At 53.0% G+C, this 14853-nt stretch carries 16 protein-coding genes; 14 read left to right on the forward strand and 2 right to left on the reverse strand.

The window, feature by feature from the left end:
- The first annotated feature begins 29 nt into the window (after positions 1-29).
- From ADJ74_RS09595 to ADJ74_RS09645, 11 genes are all read left to right on the forward strand, one after another.
- Entirely contained in the window at positions 30-785 is a 756-nt protein-coding gene (locus ADJ74_RS09595) for an MBL fold metallo-hydrolase (protein WP_050343823.1), read from the forward strand.
- A 12-nt stretch (positions 786-797) separates the two neighbouring features.
- Positions 798-1910 (forward strand): S1C family serine protease, encoded by a 1113-nt coding sequence (locus ADJ74_RS09600; RefSeq protein ID WP_371257521.1) that lies wholly within the window; start codon positions 798-800, stop codon positions 1908-1910.
- Positions 1907-2386, forward strand: coding sequence for a 23S rRNA (pseudouridine(1915)-N(3))-methyltransferase RlmH (rlmH, locus tag ADJ74_RS09605; RefSeq protein WP_050343825.1), 480 nt, complete (start codon positions 1907-1909; stop codon positions 2384-2386). Before ADJ74_RS09600 ends, rlmH begins: the two co-directional genes overlap by 4 nt.
- Positions 2387-2561: 175 nt before the next feature.
- A complete protein-coding gene (gene gdhA, locus ADJ74_RS09610) occupies positions 2562-3911 on the forward strand; it encodes an NADP-specific glutamate dehydrogenase (protein WP_050343826.1) in 1350 nt (449 codons plus the stop codon).
- A gap of 217 nt (positions 3912-4128) precedes the next feature.
- Complete coding sequence (locus tag ADJ74_RS09615; protein ID WP_050343828.1) at positions 4129-4344, forward strand: hypothetical protein; 216 nt, start codon at positions 4129-4131, stop codon at positions 4342-4344.
- Between the two features lie 79 nt (positions 4345-4423).
- Positions 4424-5383 carry a DUF3990 domain-containing protein gene (locus tag ADJ74_RS09620; protein ID WP_050343830.1) on the forward strand — a complete coding sequence of 320 codons (960 nt, stop codon included), beginning with the start codon at positions 4424-4426 and terminating at the stop codon, positions 5381-5383.
- Positions 5316-5816, forward strand: coding sequence for a hypothetical protein (locus ADJ74_RS09625; RefSeq protein WP_050343831.1), 501 nt, complete (start codon positions 5316-5318; stop codon positions 5814-5816). Before ADJ74_RS09620 ends, ADJ74_RS09625 begins: the two co-directional genes overlap by 68 nt.
- A 126-nt stretch (positions 5817-5942) precedes the next feature.
- Positions 5943-6485, forward strand: a complete 543-nt coding sequence (locus ADJ74_RS09630) for a lytic transglycosylase domain-containing protein (RefSeq protein WP_050343833.1) — start codon at positions 5943-5945, stop codon at positions 6483-6485.
- Positions 6486-6496: 11 nt separating this feature from the next.
- A complete protein-coding gene (locus tag ADJ74_RS09635) occupies positions 6497-6889 on the forward strand; it encodes a hypothetical protein (protein ID WP_050343835.1) in 393 nt (130 codons plus the stop codon).
- Between the two features lie 88 nt (positions 6890-6977).
- The gene (locus ADJ74_RS09640) at positions 6978-7772 is read left to right on the forward strand and encodes a hypothetical protein (RefSeq protein WP_050343836.1); all 795 of its coding nucleotides are present in this window, start codon (positions 6978-6980) and stop codon (positions 7770-7772) included.
- Between the two features lie 14 nt (positions 7773-7786).
- Positions 7787-9493, forward strand: coding sequence for a type IV secretion system protein (locus ADJ74_RS09645; RefSeq protein ID WP_050343838.1), 1707 nt, complete (start codon positions 7787-7789; stop codon positions 9491-9493).
- Between the two features lie 42 nt (positions 9494-9535).
- Here the strand turns inward: ADJ74_RS09645 and ADJ74_RS09650 are convergent, their stop codons facing one another.
- Together ADJ74_RS09650 and ADJ74_RS09655 are read right to left on the reverse strand one after the other, a co-directional pair.
- Complete coding sequence (locus ADJ74_RS09650; RefSeq protein ID WP_050343840.1) at positions 9536-9931, reverse strand: hypothetical protein; 396 nt, start codon at positions 9929-9931, stop codon at positions 9536-9538.
- A 14-nt stretch (positions 9932-9945) separates the two neighbouring features.
- Entirely contained in the window at positions 9946-10311 is a 366-nt protein-coding gene (locus ADJ74_RS09655; protein ID WP_050343841.1) for a type II toxin-antitoxin system HicB family antitoxin, read from the reverse strand.
- A 154-nt stretch (positions 10312-10465) separates the two neighbouring features.
- Here ADJ74_RS09655 and ADJ74_RS09660 point away from each other — a divergent pair, with 154 nt between their 5' ends.
- The 3 genes from ADJ74_RS09660 to ADJ74_RS11370 all read left to right on the forward strand — a co-directional run bounded on the left by ADJ74_RS09660 (position 10466) and on the right by ADJ74_RS11370 (position 14764).
- Positions 10466-12418, forward strand: a complete 1953-nt coding sequence (locus ADJ74_RS09660; RefSeq protein ID WP_050344277.1) for a peptidoglycan DD-metalloendopeptidase family protein — start codon at positions 10466-10468, stop codon at positions 12416-12418.
- Between the two features lie 17 nt (positions 12419-12435).
- The gene (locus ADJ74_RS09665) at positions 12436-13305 is read left to right on the forward strand and encodes a hypothetical protein (RefSeq protein WP_253271699.1); all 870 of its coding nucleotides are present in this window, start codon (positions 12436-12438) and stop codon (positions 13303-13305) included.
- A 175-nt stretch (positions 13306-13480) separates the two neighbouring features.
- Entirely contained in the window at positions 13481-14764 is a 1284-nt protein-coding gene (locus tag ADJ74_RS11370; RefSeq protein WP_216594519.1) for a hypothetical protein, read from the forward strand.
- Positions 14765-14853 lie beyond the last annotated feature (89 nt).

Below are 14853 nucleotides of genomic sequence, written 5' to 3' on the forward strand. Positions count from 1 at the left end.
TATGATGTGTTCACTGGAGGGGATATAGTTTGCAGGTAACTGTGTTAGCGAGTGGAAGCAAGGGAAATTCCGTCTATATAGAGCTGGACGGGGTGCGTCTTCTGATCGATGCCGGTATCAGTGCGGCACGGATTACCAAGGCGCTCAGAGCCAATGAAATCGATCCGCAAACCATTGACGCCATACTCCTTACCCATGAGCATATCGACCATGTGCGAGGTCTAAAGACTCTGTCGAAGCAATACCACTTGCCGATCCTTGCGACCCGTGGGACTCTTGCTGGAATTGACGGGGGTGCCGCGTTTGCGGAGGATATGCATTGTATCTCTGGGGATTTTTGCGTCGGTGATGTTACCATACACCCATTCCCCATTTCCCATGATGCGGCAGATCCCTGCGGATTCCGCGTGGAGGGCTCATGTTGCTGTACACTTGCTACCGATCTTGGCGTTGTGACAGATTCCGTGCAGGAGGCGATGGAGGGGGCTGATGTGCTCGTCTTCGAGGCCAATCACGATACAGATTTGCTTCGTAAAGGAAAATACCCTTGGCCGCTCAAACGGCGAATTCTCTCCAACCGTGGACATCTTGCCAATGCCGAAGCGGGATGGGCACTGACGCGCATGAAGAAGATACCGCACAAGGTTTTTCTGGCGCACCTTTCGGAGGAAAACAATGGCCCCGATCTTGCTTTCAATACGATCAAGGATATTCTCACAACGCGCGGTATGACGATAGATATCGAATCCTGTCTTCCTGAGGGCGGAGCGAAAGTTAAGCTATAAAGAGGAGCTGTTATGATGAATTTACATTTCAAATGCCATCAGCGCAAGGGCGTTGTTTTGACCGCCGCCGCAGTATTGGCATCCCTTGCAATCTTGGGTGGTTGTTCCATGGGCACGGCTGCCGACACCCGAACGACAGGGACAAAACCCGCACAGACCGTGGATGTTTCCAATATCTCTGATGCGCGCAATACACCCGTAGTGCGTGCGGCAAAAGCTGTAGGTCCTGCTGTCGTTGGGATTACGAACAAGGCTGTGGCACGCGACTGGTTCAATAATCCGGTGCAGACAGAGGGCGTCGGCTCCGGTGTTATTTTTCGCAGCGACGGCTATATCGTCACGAACAATCACGTAATCAGTGGGGCAAAGGAAATCATCGTTTCTCTCGCAGATGGACGATCACTGAAGGGAAAATTGATCGGTCAGGATGAGTTTACCGACCTTGCTGTGGTGAAGGTGGATGAGGACAATCTTCCGACAGCCGTATTCGGTGATTCGGACGGCGTGGTTGTCGGAGAGCCTGCTATTGCTATTGGCAATCCCATGGGGCTTGAGTTTCAGGGCAGCGTTACGGCAGGTGTGATCAGTGCCTTGAACCGAACCCTTGACATCAGTGACAAACGCGTCAAGCTCTTTCAGACAGATGCAGCAATCAGTCCGGGCAACTCCGGCGGGGCGTTGGTCAATGCTGATGGAGAGGTCATCGGAATCAACAGCGCGAAGGTCGCAGCGAGCGGCGTAGAGGGAATGGGCTTTTCCATTCCGATCAATACCGTACAGACAATCGTAAATGAGCTGATTGAGAAAGGTTATGTGGCACGCCCCTATCTCGGTGTATCCGTCTTCGATCCGGACACGGCAGCTCGCTACGGCTACCAGCTGAACATCGATAAGGGCGTCTATATCTTCCGTCTGACACTCGACGGTCCCTGCGGTAAAGCGGGCTTCCAACGCGGAGACATCATCCTTGAGATTAACGGAGAGGAAGTCAACAGCGTTGCTGACCTGCGGAATAAGATTGCCTCCTATAAGGTCGGTGACAAGGTGGCGGTAACCTATGAACGAAACGGTACGAAGAACAAGGCAGAGGTCGTTCTGGAAGAGATGCCGCAGGAGGATCGTTGAAAATTACGATTGTCTGCGCGGGGAAGCTAAAGGAGAAATATTTACGCGACGGTATTGCAGAGTATGAAAAACGTCTCCGCCCTTATGCCGATCTGCGTACGATCGAGATCATCGAAGAACGCATGAAGGATCGACCTTCTCCCGCGGAAAAGGATGAAGTTCTTCGCCGCGAGGGCGAACGGCTGTCTTCGCAAATCCCACAGGGGGCTTACCTGATCGTTTTGGATGTGGGAGGCGAGGAGATGTCTTCCGAGAAATTTTCCGCACGGATCGATCGTCTGATGCTCATGGGAGAAAGCCATATTGCATTTCTAATTGGTGGTCCCTTTGGACTGTCTGATGAATTGCGCCAACGAGCAGATCTGCGTCTGTCCTTCTCACAATTTACCCTGCCGCATCAACTGATACGGCTGTTCTTAATGGAACAGATCTATCGCTCGTTCAAGATCAGCCGTCATGAACCATATCATCTATAACTTGAGAAGAGTGTTCCTTTCTCCTCATTGAACGGGGGGGAGGGGAACACTCTTTGTATTTGTAAATGCATATTGTATTCATGCCCACAACTGCTATACAAAACTTCATCCTCTATGCTATACTCATTTTCGTTCACTGGATAATCTCCAGGAAGGATAAGAGGGAGGAATTATTATGTCGAACATGAAACAGTACGTGGATGATATTTTGGATCTGGTATCGAAGCGCGATCCCGATCAAAGCCATTTTAAAAACACCGTCAGTGAGGTGCTGACCTCGGTTGTCCCTCTCTTGGAAAAGCATCCTGAGTATAAGGAGCACAAGATTCTGGAGCGCCTGATCGAGCCGGACCGCATCATCTCCTTCCGAGTCCCTTGGGTAGATGACAAGGGGGAGATTCAGGTCAACCGCGGCTTCCGCGTCCAGATGTCCAGCACCTTGGGCCCCTACAAGGGAGGTCTCCGCTTCCATCCAAGTGTTACGCTTGATATTCTGAAATTCCTTGCTTTCGAGCAGGTCTTCAAGAATGCTCTGACCGGCCTTCCCATCGGCGGCGGCAAGGGGGGCTCAGATTTTGACCCGCACGGCCGCTCAGATAACGAAGTGATGAAGTTCTGCCAGAGCTTCATGACGGAGCTCTATCGTCATATCGGTCCGAATGTGGATGTGCCGGCAGGCGATATTGGCGTCGGCGGGCGTGAGATCGGTTATCTTTTTGGACAGTACAAGCGCATTCGTGACTCCTACGATGCGGGTGTTCTGACAGGCAAACGTACGGACTACTGGGGAAGTCTTGCGCGTACTGAAGCGACGGGCTATGGTCTTCTCTACTTCGTGCAGGATATGCTTGCGGCAAAAGGAATCGACCTCGCAGGCAAAACAATTGTTGTCTCCGGCGCTGGAAATGTCGCTACATATGCCATTGAGAAGGCGCAGGAATTTGGTGCGAAGGTTGTGACGTGCTCCGATTCGAACGGCTATATCTATGATCCGGACGGCATTGACCTTGCCGCACTCAAGGAGATCAAGGAAGTGCGTCGTGCACGGATCAAGGAATATGCAGATACGCACCCGAATGCAGAATATCACGAAGGATGCAGCGGCGTCTGGTCGGTGAAGTGCGATATTGCACTTCCGTGCGCGACACAGAGTGAAATCGATCTGGATTCTGCCAAGTTGCTGGTCGCCAATGGAGTGCAAGCAGTCGGCGAAGGTGCAAATATGCCGTCTACGCTCGACGCCATTGCTTATTTCCAGAGCCACAAGGTACTCTTTGCCCCGGCAAAGGCGGCCAATGCGGGCGGTGTGGCCGTATCCGCCCTTGAGATGTCGCAGAACTCTGAGCGCCGCCAGTGGACTTTTGAGAAGGTGGATAAGCGCCTTCGCAAGATCATGAGCCATATCTACCGTGATGCAAAGAAAAATGCAGAGCTTTATGCTGACCCCGATGATCTCGTTGCAGGCGCAAATATCACTGCATTCTCCAAGGTGGCAGACGTCATGCTTGCACATGGTTTGGTCTAAAAGAAATCGTTTGAACGAGGGCTGCTTCGGCAGCCTTTTTTCTATGCATATCGTTCATAAGCCTGACAAGTGAGCTATCATGGGCGAGATTTTAGTGGTACCACGCAGGCGTATGCGTATATGGTATGCTTCTGCTGGATGAATTTTATGATGGCGTGAAAAGAAATTCTTGCTGAAATATATGTTATAATGGCAGCAGAGAAGTCGAGGTGGATGTATGGAGAAATACGACGAGATCGTCTTGGCGTGGAAGAATCAAAAGCTCAGGAGTGCTGCCGAACTCGAGGCTGCACTCAATGGGTACGTGATTCAGTTCGCCTATCATTCCGGGAAGATCGAGAACCCGCAGATCACCTATAACGACACGCAGGAGATTTTCGATCATGACGGCGTGACGAACTATACAGGGGATGTACGCGCCATCTTTGAATAGAGCTTGTCAAAACATGGGATCATTTACGATTTTTGCGTCACGCCCATGATGCGGCCGTCCGTTGAGGAAAGGAAAGTCCATGCGCAACGAGAATGCAGCGGATATTTACGCAGAAGAGCAGATGCCGCAGGAGATTCGGGAGAAAATCGCTGCCCTTGAATCTGTGGGACAGGCCGCGCTGATCCCCAAGGCGCAGCACGAGCTGAAAGGCAGTATCGAATCCACCCTCGATACGGGAAAGATATCATCTGGAACGTGCGCATATCTTAAAGCGCATTATCTTCACGAGGCGTTTCTTCCTGCGCAGATCACGCAGCGACAAATTATTCTCTTTCACGGCTCTCGTGATGCCATCGGTTGGCCAAGCCTGTCGAAGTGCCGTGAGGCAAACGATTTCGGCAAGTGCTTTTACTGTACAGAGGATATGGAACTTGCTAAAGAGTGGTCTTGCCAGCGCGGAGAGAGCGGTGTCATTTCAGGCTACACATTAAAAACGGATGGGCTGAACATAGTCAATCTAAATTCAGAGCAGTACCATACACTCAACTGGATTGGGACACTGCTGCAGCACCGTCGGCCGAACAACCTGGACGATGACAGTGACTATGCGCGGGAGTATCTCATCCAAAACTTTGCGGTAGACTTATCGCGGGCAGATGTTGTTGTTGGGTATCGTGCGGACGATTCATACTTCCAGTATGCAACGGATTTTTTGCAGAACCGCATCAGTCTGGATAAACTCAGTGAAGCAATGCATCTCGGCAAACTGGGGGAACAGGTTGCGATAAAATCAGAGCGGGCATTTGAGCGGCTTACATTCAAACGCTCCTACCAGACAGCGCAGAAATACATCCGTTTATACATGGAGCGTGATGTACGTGCACGTGACGACTATCGACGTTCTCTCAGGGGACAGATCCGCGTTCCCAACAAGCTGACCATCGAGCGTATCATCCAGGAGGGAATCAGGAATGACGACAAGATCCTACTCAGACCTCTATATCGCGGACGCACAGGTGAATCTTGGCAACATGTTTGACTACGCAGTCAACACCTGCCATATCCCTATCGGGAAGACAGCAGAGTACTTTGTGAACTCCGGTGTGGCCGATCAGTTCGGCAAGGGGAATCCCCGCTATGTCGCCGGCCGCACCGGCTGTGAACTTCTCTGGGACTGCCTATGGGAGCTGAATATAGAGCAGCCTCCCTATCCGGCAGCACTCTATGCGGAGAAAACGCCCACATACTGGGCGGGATGGGCACTTGCCTATTACCAGTGGCTGCGCTGCATCCCCTTTGAGACGATCCTCACTGCCGTACCGATGGAGCAGATTGAGCGCAGCTACTATCCGCTGCATGAAGCCGACATCCGCAAATTCGTTGAGGTCATGGACGAATGGATGCACGAAAAGGCCGTGCATCCGCAAACAAAGAACCATACGCATAGGTTGCAAGCAACGTACACACGCTGACCGCAGTCTAGATACATAAAAAGAACTTGTCATGACGGCAAGTTCTTTTTATGTGTGCAAAAGAGCGGATTTTTTTCCCTTTCCTGTCGTTTATACTAAAAAGAACAGACAAGGAAGGAGAATGCTATGCACTATATCAGATTATTTGTCCTTTGTGCGCTCTCACTGAGCGTCCTCCTGCCGGGCAGGGGAGAAGCCGCCGATCTCTACAGCGTCATCTATACCGATGCCAGCTTCTATAACGGCGACATGGCGCAGTGCGACTGGATCACGAATGCCATCTTGTATGCTTCGGCAAGCTACAACGTCGATCCACTCCTCATCACGGCCGTCATGGAGACGGAATCCCACTTCTACATGGGCGCGGGCAGCCCCGCCGGTGCGATTGGACTCATGCAGCTCATGCCCGCTACGGCAGCCGGCATTGGCGTGAATCCCTACGATCCGCTCGGCAACATCCTCGGCGGAACGATCTACCTGCGCACACAGCTCGACAACTTCGGCGGACTTGGCGAATACGGCGTAAGTACGGCCGTCGCCGCCTACAACGCTGGCAGTGCTGCCGTCTACCAGTACGGTGGAGTGCCGCCGTACCAGGAGACGATCGACTATGTGGCCAAAGTACATCGTGCTTACATGAACCTCTATCAGATGTATCAATATGGGTGAGGGAGGGAGTTATGAATCTAATCCAAACCGCAGGTATTTCCCTGCTTGTCCTCATCATCGGCGGCTGGATCTACACGCGCTGCCATGGCGATGGCGTGCGGACACTCACAAAACTGCTGCTTCTCGTCAATGCACTGCTTCTATTCGTCACGCTCAACCTTTATTATGCAGCAAAAAACGAAATCGCCGTCAAGGAAGTGATCGAAAAATACAGTGTCGCGTCCACCGTCGACCTCCTCTCCCTGATGCACGAGCCGGGGCACAGCGTTGAGATGCAGGAGAATCGTCTTCTGATTGACAAGGGGAGTGATCATGAGCGCATTTTCATCCTGATGCGTGAGCCATTTTTCCACATCATCGACCAAGGAAAAATGATGCAGATGACAAAAGAACTGCCAAATTAACTTCAAAATGCAAAAAGATAGGATTTTTTGGCAAAAATTTCGGTTACCATAGATTATGGAGGAGAATTGTCAAAAAGGAGTGTTTACCATGACCATCAGAAAAACAGCTGTTGCGGTCGGTGTCGCATTCGGCATCTCTGCCTCGCTGCTCGCTATGATCCCGGCAGGGCATCACAGTGAGGCGGCGATTGCCGTCATCGACCAAAAGAACATCGAAGAAGCGATCAAAACGGCCATCCAGACCGCGAAAATCCTCTCGACCGAGGAGAAGGAGCTGGCGCTCATGATCCTCAATTCGAAGAAGATCGGCAGTGCAGAGATCGAAAAGTATGCGCAGATGCAGGGCGCACAGCAGAAACAGATCTTTGACGAGAAGATGGGGCAGGAGGGCGTGCTCGGCAAGATATGGGGTGACAAAAAGGGCGGGACGAATCCGAATCCTCTCGATACCGTCTGGCGTGAGCGTCTTGGCGATCTACAGTCCATTCTCAATGGCAACACGACCGTCGCCACAGGCATCCTGAACGAACGCCGCCGGGAGGAGACACTCGCGGCCACATTCAAGGATGCAGCGCAGTCTGCCCAGAACACGCAGCAGGCAAACCTTGAGATCGCAAAGTCCACACAGGAAGCCCTGAATGCGTCGAATCAGGCAGAGGGAGCCATGCAGGTCATGCAGTCGGGCAACGCCATCAACGCCAACAGCGTGCTGGCACTGCTCCAGATGACGAAGATGTATAGCAACGCCGTTGCCGCTGAGGCATCGCATTACCAGGCAGAGAACCTGCGCCGCGCGACCATTGAGTCGAATGAGCAACAGGCGGCACAGCGCAACCTTGCCGCAGGTAAGGCTGCTCTTGCCAGCATCAAGGCACAGCAATGAATGGAGTGGTGGATATGCACCGATACACTGAGACAATGCGGCACATCCTGCCGCTTGGCATATTTGTCCTCGTCGCTGTTCTCGTCCTGGCGGACGGCACAACGGCATCTGCCGCAGCGAGCTTTAGCTCGGACATTGGACTAAAGGGCGGCGACAATGCCTTCCAGAACAACCTCACTACCATGGCGAATGGAATGTTTACCGTCGCGCGGATCATATCGACCATCATGATCGCACTCGCGGGCATCATGATTGCCTTCAACGTCGAGACGGCCAACAAGACCACATGGAACATCATCCTCGGCATCGGGCTTGCGCTCAACTTTGGCACGGTGCTCATGAGTGCGTTCGGCGGGAGCTTCGGCGGTGCGGATCAGGCACCGTTCGAGTACCGGATGCACGTCACTGCGGACGAGGACAGCAAATGGTATGACTTCCTCCAGCCATTTACACGCACCTATATCGACTATACGAAGTCCGGCGCAGTCAGCATCATGCCTGTCGCTGCAAAACTGCTCCTCGTCTTGACGGCAATCTCCGCCTCTGTGAAGATCTCCCTCGATCTCATCAGCGGCGACAAGATGAAGTTCCTCGTCCAGATACTCCTCGAGACAGGGCTCTATCTCTTCCTCATCCTGAACTGGTACGGCCACGGGATTGACATTATGGGCAGCCTGTGCAGCGGCTTTCAGGCGATCGGGTATCACGCGGGCGGCTACAGTGACGGGATGGGCTCCGGCTCACTCATTGCAAATGCGGTCACGATGTTCACAACGGGGTACGGTGCAGCACAGGAGGCATTCTCGATCTGGTCGCCAATCTCCGGGCTGTTTACCATCCTCTGCCTTGTCATCATGTTCATCCTGCTCGTCCTGGCAGGGATTGAGATGCTCATGGCAAAGATTGAGTTCTTCACCATGGCGATGATCACCATCCCCCTGATTCCGTTCGCTGCGCTTCCGCAGACGAAGTTCCTCTTTGAACGGGCTCTTGGTGCCATGTTCAACCTAGCGATCAAGGTCGCTGTCATCTCCTTCCTCACGGCAATGAGCAGCAGGATCCTCACGGACTACTGTGATGAATTTGCAAAGATCGCACAGGATCCCTCTAAGGGCGGTATCATCGGCAATATGCCCGTCCTCATCCAGGCCGTTGTCGTGAGTCTCCTGCTGTATCTCCTCATCAAGAAGATCCCCGACCTGGTGCAGGGACTTCTCAGCGGCTCTCCCTCGCTCAACGGTGCGAGCATGACACAGACCGCAAAGAATGTGACTTCCGCCGGTGTCGCTGCCGGGGCGGCGATCGCGTCTGGCGGAACAAGTGTTGCAGGCAATATGGCAAAATCTGCGGTGGCGGGATATGGACAAGGCGGCGGTGGCATAGCCGGTCTCGCACGCGCTGGCGCGAATGCCATGAATACTGGGACTGGCATGATGATGTCTGCTGCTGGACGAGGTATGGGGCACTATGCAAGAGATTCTATGGTTGGCAAGTCCACGAAGGCGGGAATTGAGGCAGCACAAAAATACTTTGGCGTAGGCGCCAATCAACAAGCACCTACGGCAACGGGACTTGCCGTAAGCGGTGGAAAAAGTATCGCGCAGAGCGCAAAGAACGGGGTGAAAAGTGCGGGCAGCGGCATAGCAACAGTGGCGCGCGGTGCGGCAACTGTCGCGAATGATGTTGCAAGAGATATTTCGAAACTCTCACCGATCAAATAAAAAAATGCTTCTCGATCCAGTTGATGGATGGAGAAGCATTTTTTATCTCGTTAGAGGGGCGCTCTTCCTTGCAATTTCTGCAATGAGTTCGCTTTGCCTATCGTATTCTTTTTTGAGCTCGTCATACCGCTCTTTTAGTTCCTCATATCGTCCTTCCAGTTCGTGTAAACGCGAAACATCGGCTTGATTGCGGTAGATTTCTCCGAGCATTGCGGATATTTTAGGGGCTTGCCCTTTAATGAGTATATCTAAGTCGCATTCAGCGAATACATCGAGTAGATGCTTGATAACGTGTGCTGTATTGGGGTAGCTGTCGATATAATCCTCTATTTCCTGTTTCCACTTCAGGCGACGTTTTTCAGCTTCTTGCTGTTCAATGATTTTTCCCCGTTCGTTGCACTCATCGTTCCACTGTTTCAGGCTGGACAAAATTCCCATGGAAATCACTCTCCTTATCGTACCGATGTATCCTTTGGCGACTCATAGAGCGGCGCGTATGAAGACAGAATGTGCTCGATCAGGCGGTTGAGACTCGTCCCCGCTGCGATCGCATGGATCGCAAGCCGGCGGTGCAGTGCCGGGGAAATGCGGACATTGAAGCTGCCCTTGTACGGTATCTCCGGCGCAACGTTTTCCCGTGCGCAGCGGTCAAGATACGCATCAATCTCCGCTCGAAACAGTCTGACCAGTTCGTCCGCGCGTTCTGCACGGTACGTGATCTTCTCCTGGATCCCGAGCACGCGCCCATAGAGGAATCCCTCATGCTCGTCGATCTCCACCGAGCCAACATACTCTCTGTGCCGTAATATATTCTTCATCGTCCACCTCCCTCCTTCTTCCATTATACCGCACCTTGCACAAGATAACAACTGTATATAGTCGCTTATATCGTTAAAGTGTAAAAAAGATAGGAAAATTTCACAGATGTTCTGGGGTACTATGAATATATATCTGTATGAGAGGATTCCGCACATGAAATCGAGATACATTTTGCTGCTACTTGTCCTTTTCCTATTGGCATCATCCACACCTGTGAGTGCGGCCGCGCTCTTGATGATGGATGCGCCGCTGCATGGCCACGAGATCCAGGTGACCAGTCCGTTCAGCTCGGGGCGTACGCATCCCATCACGGGGGTGGTGCGCCGACACAACGGCATCGACATCGGCGGCGAGGCACATGAGCCTGTCTATGCTGTTGCAGATGGAATAGTTACCTATGCGGATTATAAGTACTCATTTGATGGTCTTGTAGTTATTGAGCATACTTCACCCGATGGCAGCAGGTTTGAGACTGTGTATGGTGACCTCGACCCAAACGATGGGTATCTTCCGGCTGCTGCCATCATGGGAGGTGTTGACAGGCATGTGAAGCGCGGGCAGCTGATCGGGTATCTGGGGCCGGCATTGGAGACTAGCGTATCAACGGGACCGCATCTGCATTTTGAAGTACGGATCAATGACTCGCCGATCAGTCCGGCGCTCTATCATCCGTATGCGCCGTGGCTTCCGGACAATGCGACAGATGACGGCCTTGCAGCGAGCCGTCAGGGAAAGCGCATGGTCTGGGATGCGGCATTTGCCTTTATGGAGCCCGTCAAGAAAGCGATAGATACCATTGCCCTCGCGTGTACCAAGGCGGTGGATCTCCTCAAGGACATCATCAAGTACGTGATCGGCATCCTCATGACGATTGATCTCGCGCTCACCTACATCCTGATGAGCGTCGATCGGGAGAAAGGACAGGAGCCGAGCTTCAGCATCTTTAAGCTGCTGGCACTCAAGATGCTGCTCTATCTGCTGCTCTTTTACACCATCACCTACTGGGGCGCGTTCCTTATCAACGGATCACGCGACCTCTTCCTCAGCCTGGGCGCAGCCACGAGCGGTGTAGATCTCACTCAGGCAAAGGCGATGCTCGTCGATCCGACAGCACTCGTGACAAAGGGCGCACAGATCATCGAGCCGATTTTTACCGTTCTCAACGAAACGGATTCGAGCGGATTTGACTGGCTCAACAAAATCGTCACGGGACTGTTCGGGAGCATCTTCCTCCTCATTATCTTTGGCTCGTTCCTGCTCTTTGCCTTTGAGATCATCCTAGCGTACCTCGAGTTTTACTTCGTTGCCGTGTTCAGCCTGGCGAACTTTATGTTTGCGGGACACAAGTGGTCACGCCGCTATGCAGAGAACAGCATGAACGGCATCTTCAGTGCCTCGATCAAACTGTTTTTCTTCTGCTTCTTTGCTCTGATGCTGCAGTCCGTCATGTCGAACATGGTGGTGGATGATCTCATCCATGTGCAGACTGTCCCCGTAGAAGAGGCAATGAAGAATAACAACGGCAACTTCGGCGGGCGCGAGGGCATCGATGAGGTACTCGAGGCAATCCGCCGTGTCGAGACCGGTGGACAGGAGCATCCCTTCCAGACACCCTCACAGGATGGATGGGGCTACGGTGCGTACCAGATCAGCTACGAATACTGGAACGTCTGGTGCGAAAGAGCGGGATTCGAGCCGCCGCCGATGCCATGGGCAGACGACTCGGAGGCATGGAGCGATCCGGGGTATCAGTCGAGACCCTACAGCGGGGCTTGGGAAGATCAATTCCCGCCGGCAACGACGCCGTGGCCGGAGAATGTGCAGACCGCCGTGGCGCGTCATCACCTGCTGGAACTCTATGATGCAAACGGCAGCTGGGAAAAAGCAGCGGGGGCATGGAACGGTGACCGCAGCGGCGGATATTGGCGCAAGGTCGTGACAGCATCAAACTCCATCCAAAAGACCAAGCACGTCCTTCAGGTCGCTATTTTGCTGAAACTCGCCCTGGTCTGCTTCCTGTTTGTCATGATGGGAGACAAGCTATCCCAGCTGGTCATCAAGCAGTTTGGCATAGGCAACGGGTTCAAGTTCCTGCCCGGCACATAATAGAGAGGAGATCAGATATGAAACGATGGAAACGGTCAAAGAAAGTGACCGCAGCACTCTGCGCATGCTTTATGGGGGCTGCCGGCATCGGCTATGCGTGGTCGATTCCGGGCGTAACAGAACCCTATGATCCGCCGAACTATTACAGCCCCACAAGCATCTCCTGGGCGGACAGTGCACCGTCCCCCTTTGCCCTGAAAGACCTCGCCGCGAACGGGGGCAACGTCTATGACTACACGCGGCATATCAAGAGCATCCTCTATGGGACGAAGTTCGTTTCCTGGCTCGAAAAATTGACGGCTAAACTCGGCATCGAGGAGGAAAACGCCAGAAAGCTCCCGGAGGAGAGCAGAAAGCAGGGGATGAAGGACATCAAGATCCTTTATCACTCCATGGCAGAAAACCGGACGAACATCGACCTCCATCCGGAAGCCTTTGAGCGGGACTATGACGATGGTGTTGCGGGCAAGGCGATCGACTACCGCAAGACGAGCAAATTCATGTCGGACAGCTACACAACGGCAACGCAGAACACCATCAACCGCTACCAGGACATGGATCAGATCATGACGGCACTCCAAACGGCACTGGAAAACTCGAATCAGGCGGTCGGAGAGACACAGGCACGTCAGGCAGGAGTGCAGATCGAAGCCATCAAGCAGATGGCCATCATGCAGCTCTCAAATGCCATGGGGGATCAGATCCAGATCCGCAACGTTCGCCAGATGCAGGATACGGCAGACAAGCAGCGGCAGGAAGAGCAGCAGATGAACGGCTCCTATCACTTCTTTAACCCCGGTGATCCCGGAGATCGGGTCATGCTCGAATCCTATGAGGCGGATACAGGAAGAAAATTCTATCAGTCACAGCCAATGCCGGATTTTTGATGCAGAGGAGGTGCGCGTATGCCGGAAGAAAATGGCAACATAAATGAAGATGCTGCAGCAGCGGGAGGATTTTGCCTACGGGAAGGATTATACAAGCCTGTATGATCCTGTTATATATGCTCCGCAGAAAGAAGAGGAGCGTAATGTTGAGGCGCGTGAGCAAAGGAGGAACAACATGCAGAGCGAATGGTTTGTCTCAAGCAATCCGATTCCTGGCCCAGAGAAAAGAATCATGATGTATCAGGCGCAGCGCAGGAAGGACACGTCCGCTGTTGATTACAGCGGCAACCGTGATTATGCAGGAGGTTTCTACGAGAACAAAGAAAAGGCGCAGGAAATCGTCGACAAGCTGAATGCGGAGGAGAAGGAACGCGGGGAGGCACTGACGGCACAGGAAGCACAGGCAATCGCCGACAAGCTGAACGCGGAGGAACATCGCAAGGAAGCGCAGGAGGAGGCAAAACCAATGGCAGAGCAGGAGGAAAAGCAGCCGGAGAAGGAAACCCAGGCAAAAAAGCCGCAGGAAAAGAAGACGACAAAAGAGCTGGTCAGCGAGGCAAGCAAAGCCTTTAGTGACCGTATGCAGGAAGCCCATGCCAGCGGGAATGCCGTCTGGCAGAAACCGTACGAAGAGCGGCAAAACATCCATGCGCCTGTCCTGATCTATCAGGGCAGGGATGGAGAACACAAGTCGTTCTACCCGCCTGTTGCGAATATGCTGCCCGCCGTTCAGCATCAGCTGGATATTGGCAGTCAGGATAATCGCTGGATTCCCGCCAAGGAGGCAGGGGCAAACCCCGACATCACCATCCGTAAGGATGCAAAAGCCGTTACCTTTGTGCTCTTTACCAAAGACAAGCAGCCGTATACGAAGAAATTCTTCAATATGGCCGACGTGTCAGGGAAAGGCGTTCCCGCACTCGCGCCGACACCGGAACTGCGGCGGGATGCCTATCTGCACGATATGATCGACTATCTTGCACGGCGCACCGAGCGCGGCACGTTCAAGGGGGACAACTACTTCCTGATGGTCATGGACGCGAAGGAAGCGGCCAATAAGAGCTATCAGGCGAAAAAGGAAGTCTACGACTTCCAGAACCTCGACTACGGTACATACATGAAGGCACGCCTTGAAGCTAATCGACGGCTGGACGCGATCCTGGGCGCGGATGTTCAGGAAGTCATTCCCGCGAAGGACTATGAAAAAACCTTTATCCAGCTGCTGGCAAAGGAGATTCGCGAGCCATCCAAAGAGACAAACTATGTCATTCGTGCGGCACGTAAGGCACTAAATGAGCTGAAATGGCAGCAGAGCCACGTAAAAGCGGCGATGAAGGCTCTTGTGCCACAGGCGGCGTTCGATTCGCTGGCACGCAGCGGGAAGGTGCCGTCGCAGACACTCTTTATCATCGCAGTCAAGGGTGCGGAGCAGAATAAGGCACAGGAGGCCGCCCGCTGAAGGAGGTGAACACAATGACGGATGAAGAAATCTATGAAATGTACTGCGGAGATGTTGACGACATGCCCGCAGACGATGCGCTGATGGAA

The sequence above is a fragment of the Selenomonas sp. oral taxon 478 genome (assembly GCF_001189555.1).
Taxonomy (GTDB): domain Bacteria; phylum Bacillota; class Negativicutes; order Selenomonadales; family Selenomonadaceae; genus Centipeda; species Centipeda felix.

What these genes read in the sequence shown, in the direction of transcription:
- ADJ74_RS09625 (WP_050343831.1), top strand. Translation starts at nt 5,316, where the DNA reads ATGACGACAAGATCCTACTCAGACCTCTATATCGCGGACGCACAGGTG.
- ADJ74_RS09665 (WP_253271699.1), top strand. Translation starts at nt 12,436, where the DNA reads ATGAAACGATGGAAACGGTCAAAGAAAGTGACCGCAGCACTCTGCGCA.
- ADJ74_RS09640 (WP_050343836.1), top strand. Translation starts at nt 6,978, where the DNA reads ATGACCATCAGAAAAACAGCTGTTGCGGTCGGTGTCGCATTCGGCATC.
- ADJ74_RS09660 (WP_050344277.1), top strand. Translation starts at nt 10,466, where the DNA reads ATGAAATCGAGATACATTTTGCTGCTACTTGTCCTTTTCCTATTGGCA.
- ADJ74_RS09600 (WP_371257521.1), top strand. Translation starts at nt 798, where the DNA reads ATGATGAATTTACATTTCAAATGCCATCAGCGCAAGGGCGTTGTTTTG.
- gdhA (WP_050343826.1), top strand. Translation starts at nt 2,562, where the DNA reads ATGTCGAACATGAAACAGTACGTGGATGATATTTTGGATCTGGTATCG.
- ADJ74_RS09645 (WP_050343838.1), top strand. Translation starts at nt 7,787, where the DNA reads ATGCACCGATACACTGAGACAATGCGGCACATCCTGCCGCTTGGCATA.
- ADJ74_RS09615 (WP_050343828.1), top strand. Translation starts at nt 4,129, where the DNA reads ATGGAGAAATACGACGAGATCGTCTTGGCGTGGAAGAATCAAAAGCTC.
- ADJ74_RS09635 (WP_050343835.1), top strand. Translation starts at nt 6,497, where the DNA reads ATGAATCTAATCCAAACCGCAGGTATTTCCCTGCTTGTCCTCATCATC.
- ADJ74_RS09620 (WP_050343830.1), top strand. Translation starts at nt 4,424, where the DNA reads ATGCGCAACGAGAATGCAGCGGATATTTACGCAGAAGAGCAGATGCCG.
- ADJ74_RS09630 (WP_050343833.1), top strand. Translation starts at nt 5,943, where the DNA reads ATGCACTATATCAGATTATTTGTCCTTTGTGCGCTCTCACTGAGCGTC.
- ADJ74_RS09655 (WP_050343841.1), bottom strand. Translation starts at nt 10,311, where the DNA reads ATGAAGAATATATTACGGCACAGAGAGTATGTTGGCTCGGTGGAGATC.
- ADJ74_RS11370 (WP_216594519.1), top strand. Translation starts at nt 13,481, where the DNA reads ATGCAGAGCGAATGGTTTGTCTCAAGCAATCCGATTCCTGGCCCAGAG.
- ADJ74_RS09650 (WP_050343840.1), bottom strand. Translation starts at nt 9,931, where the DNA reads ATGGGAATTTTGTCCAGCCTGAAACAGTGGAACGATGAGTGCAACGAA.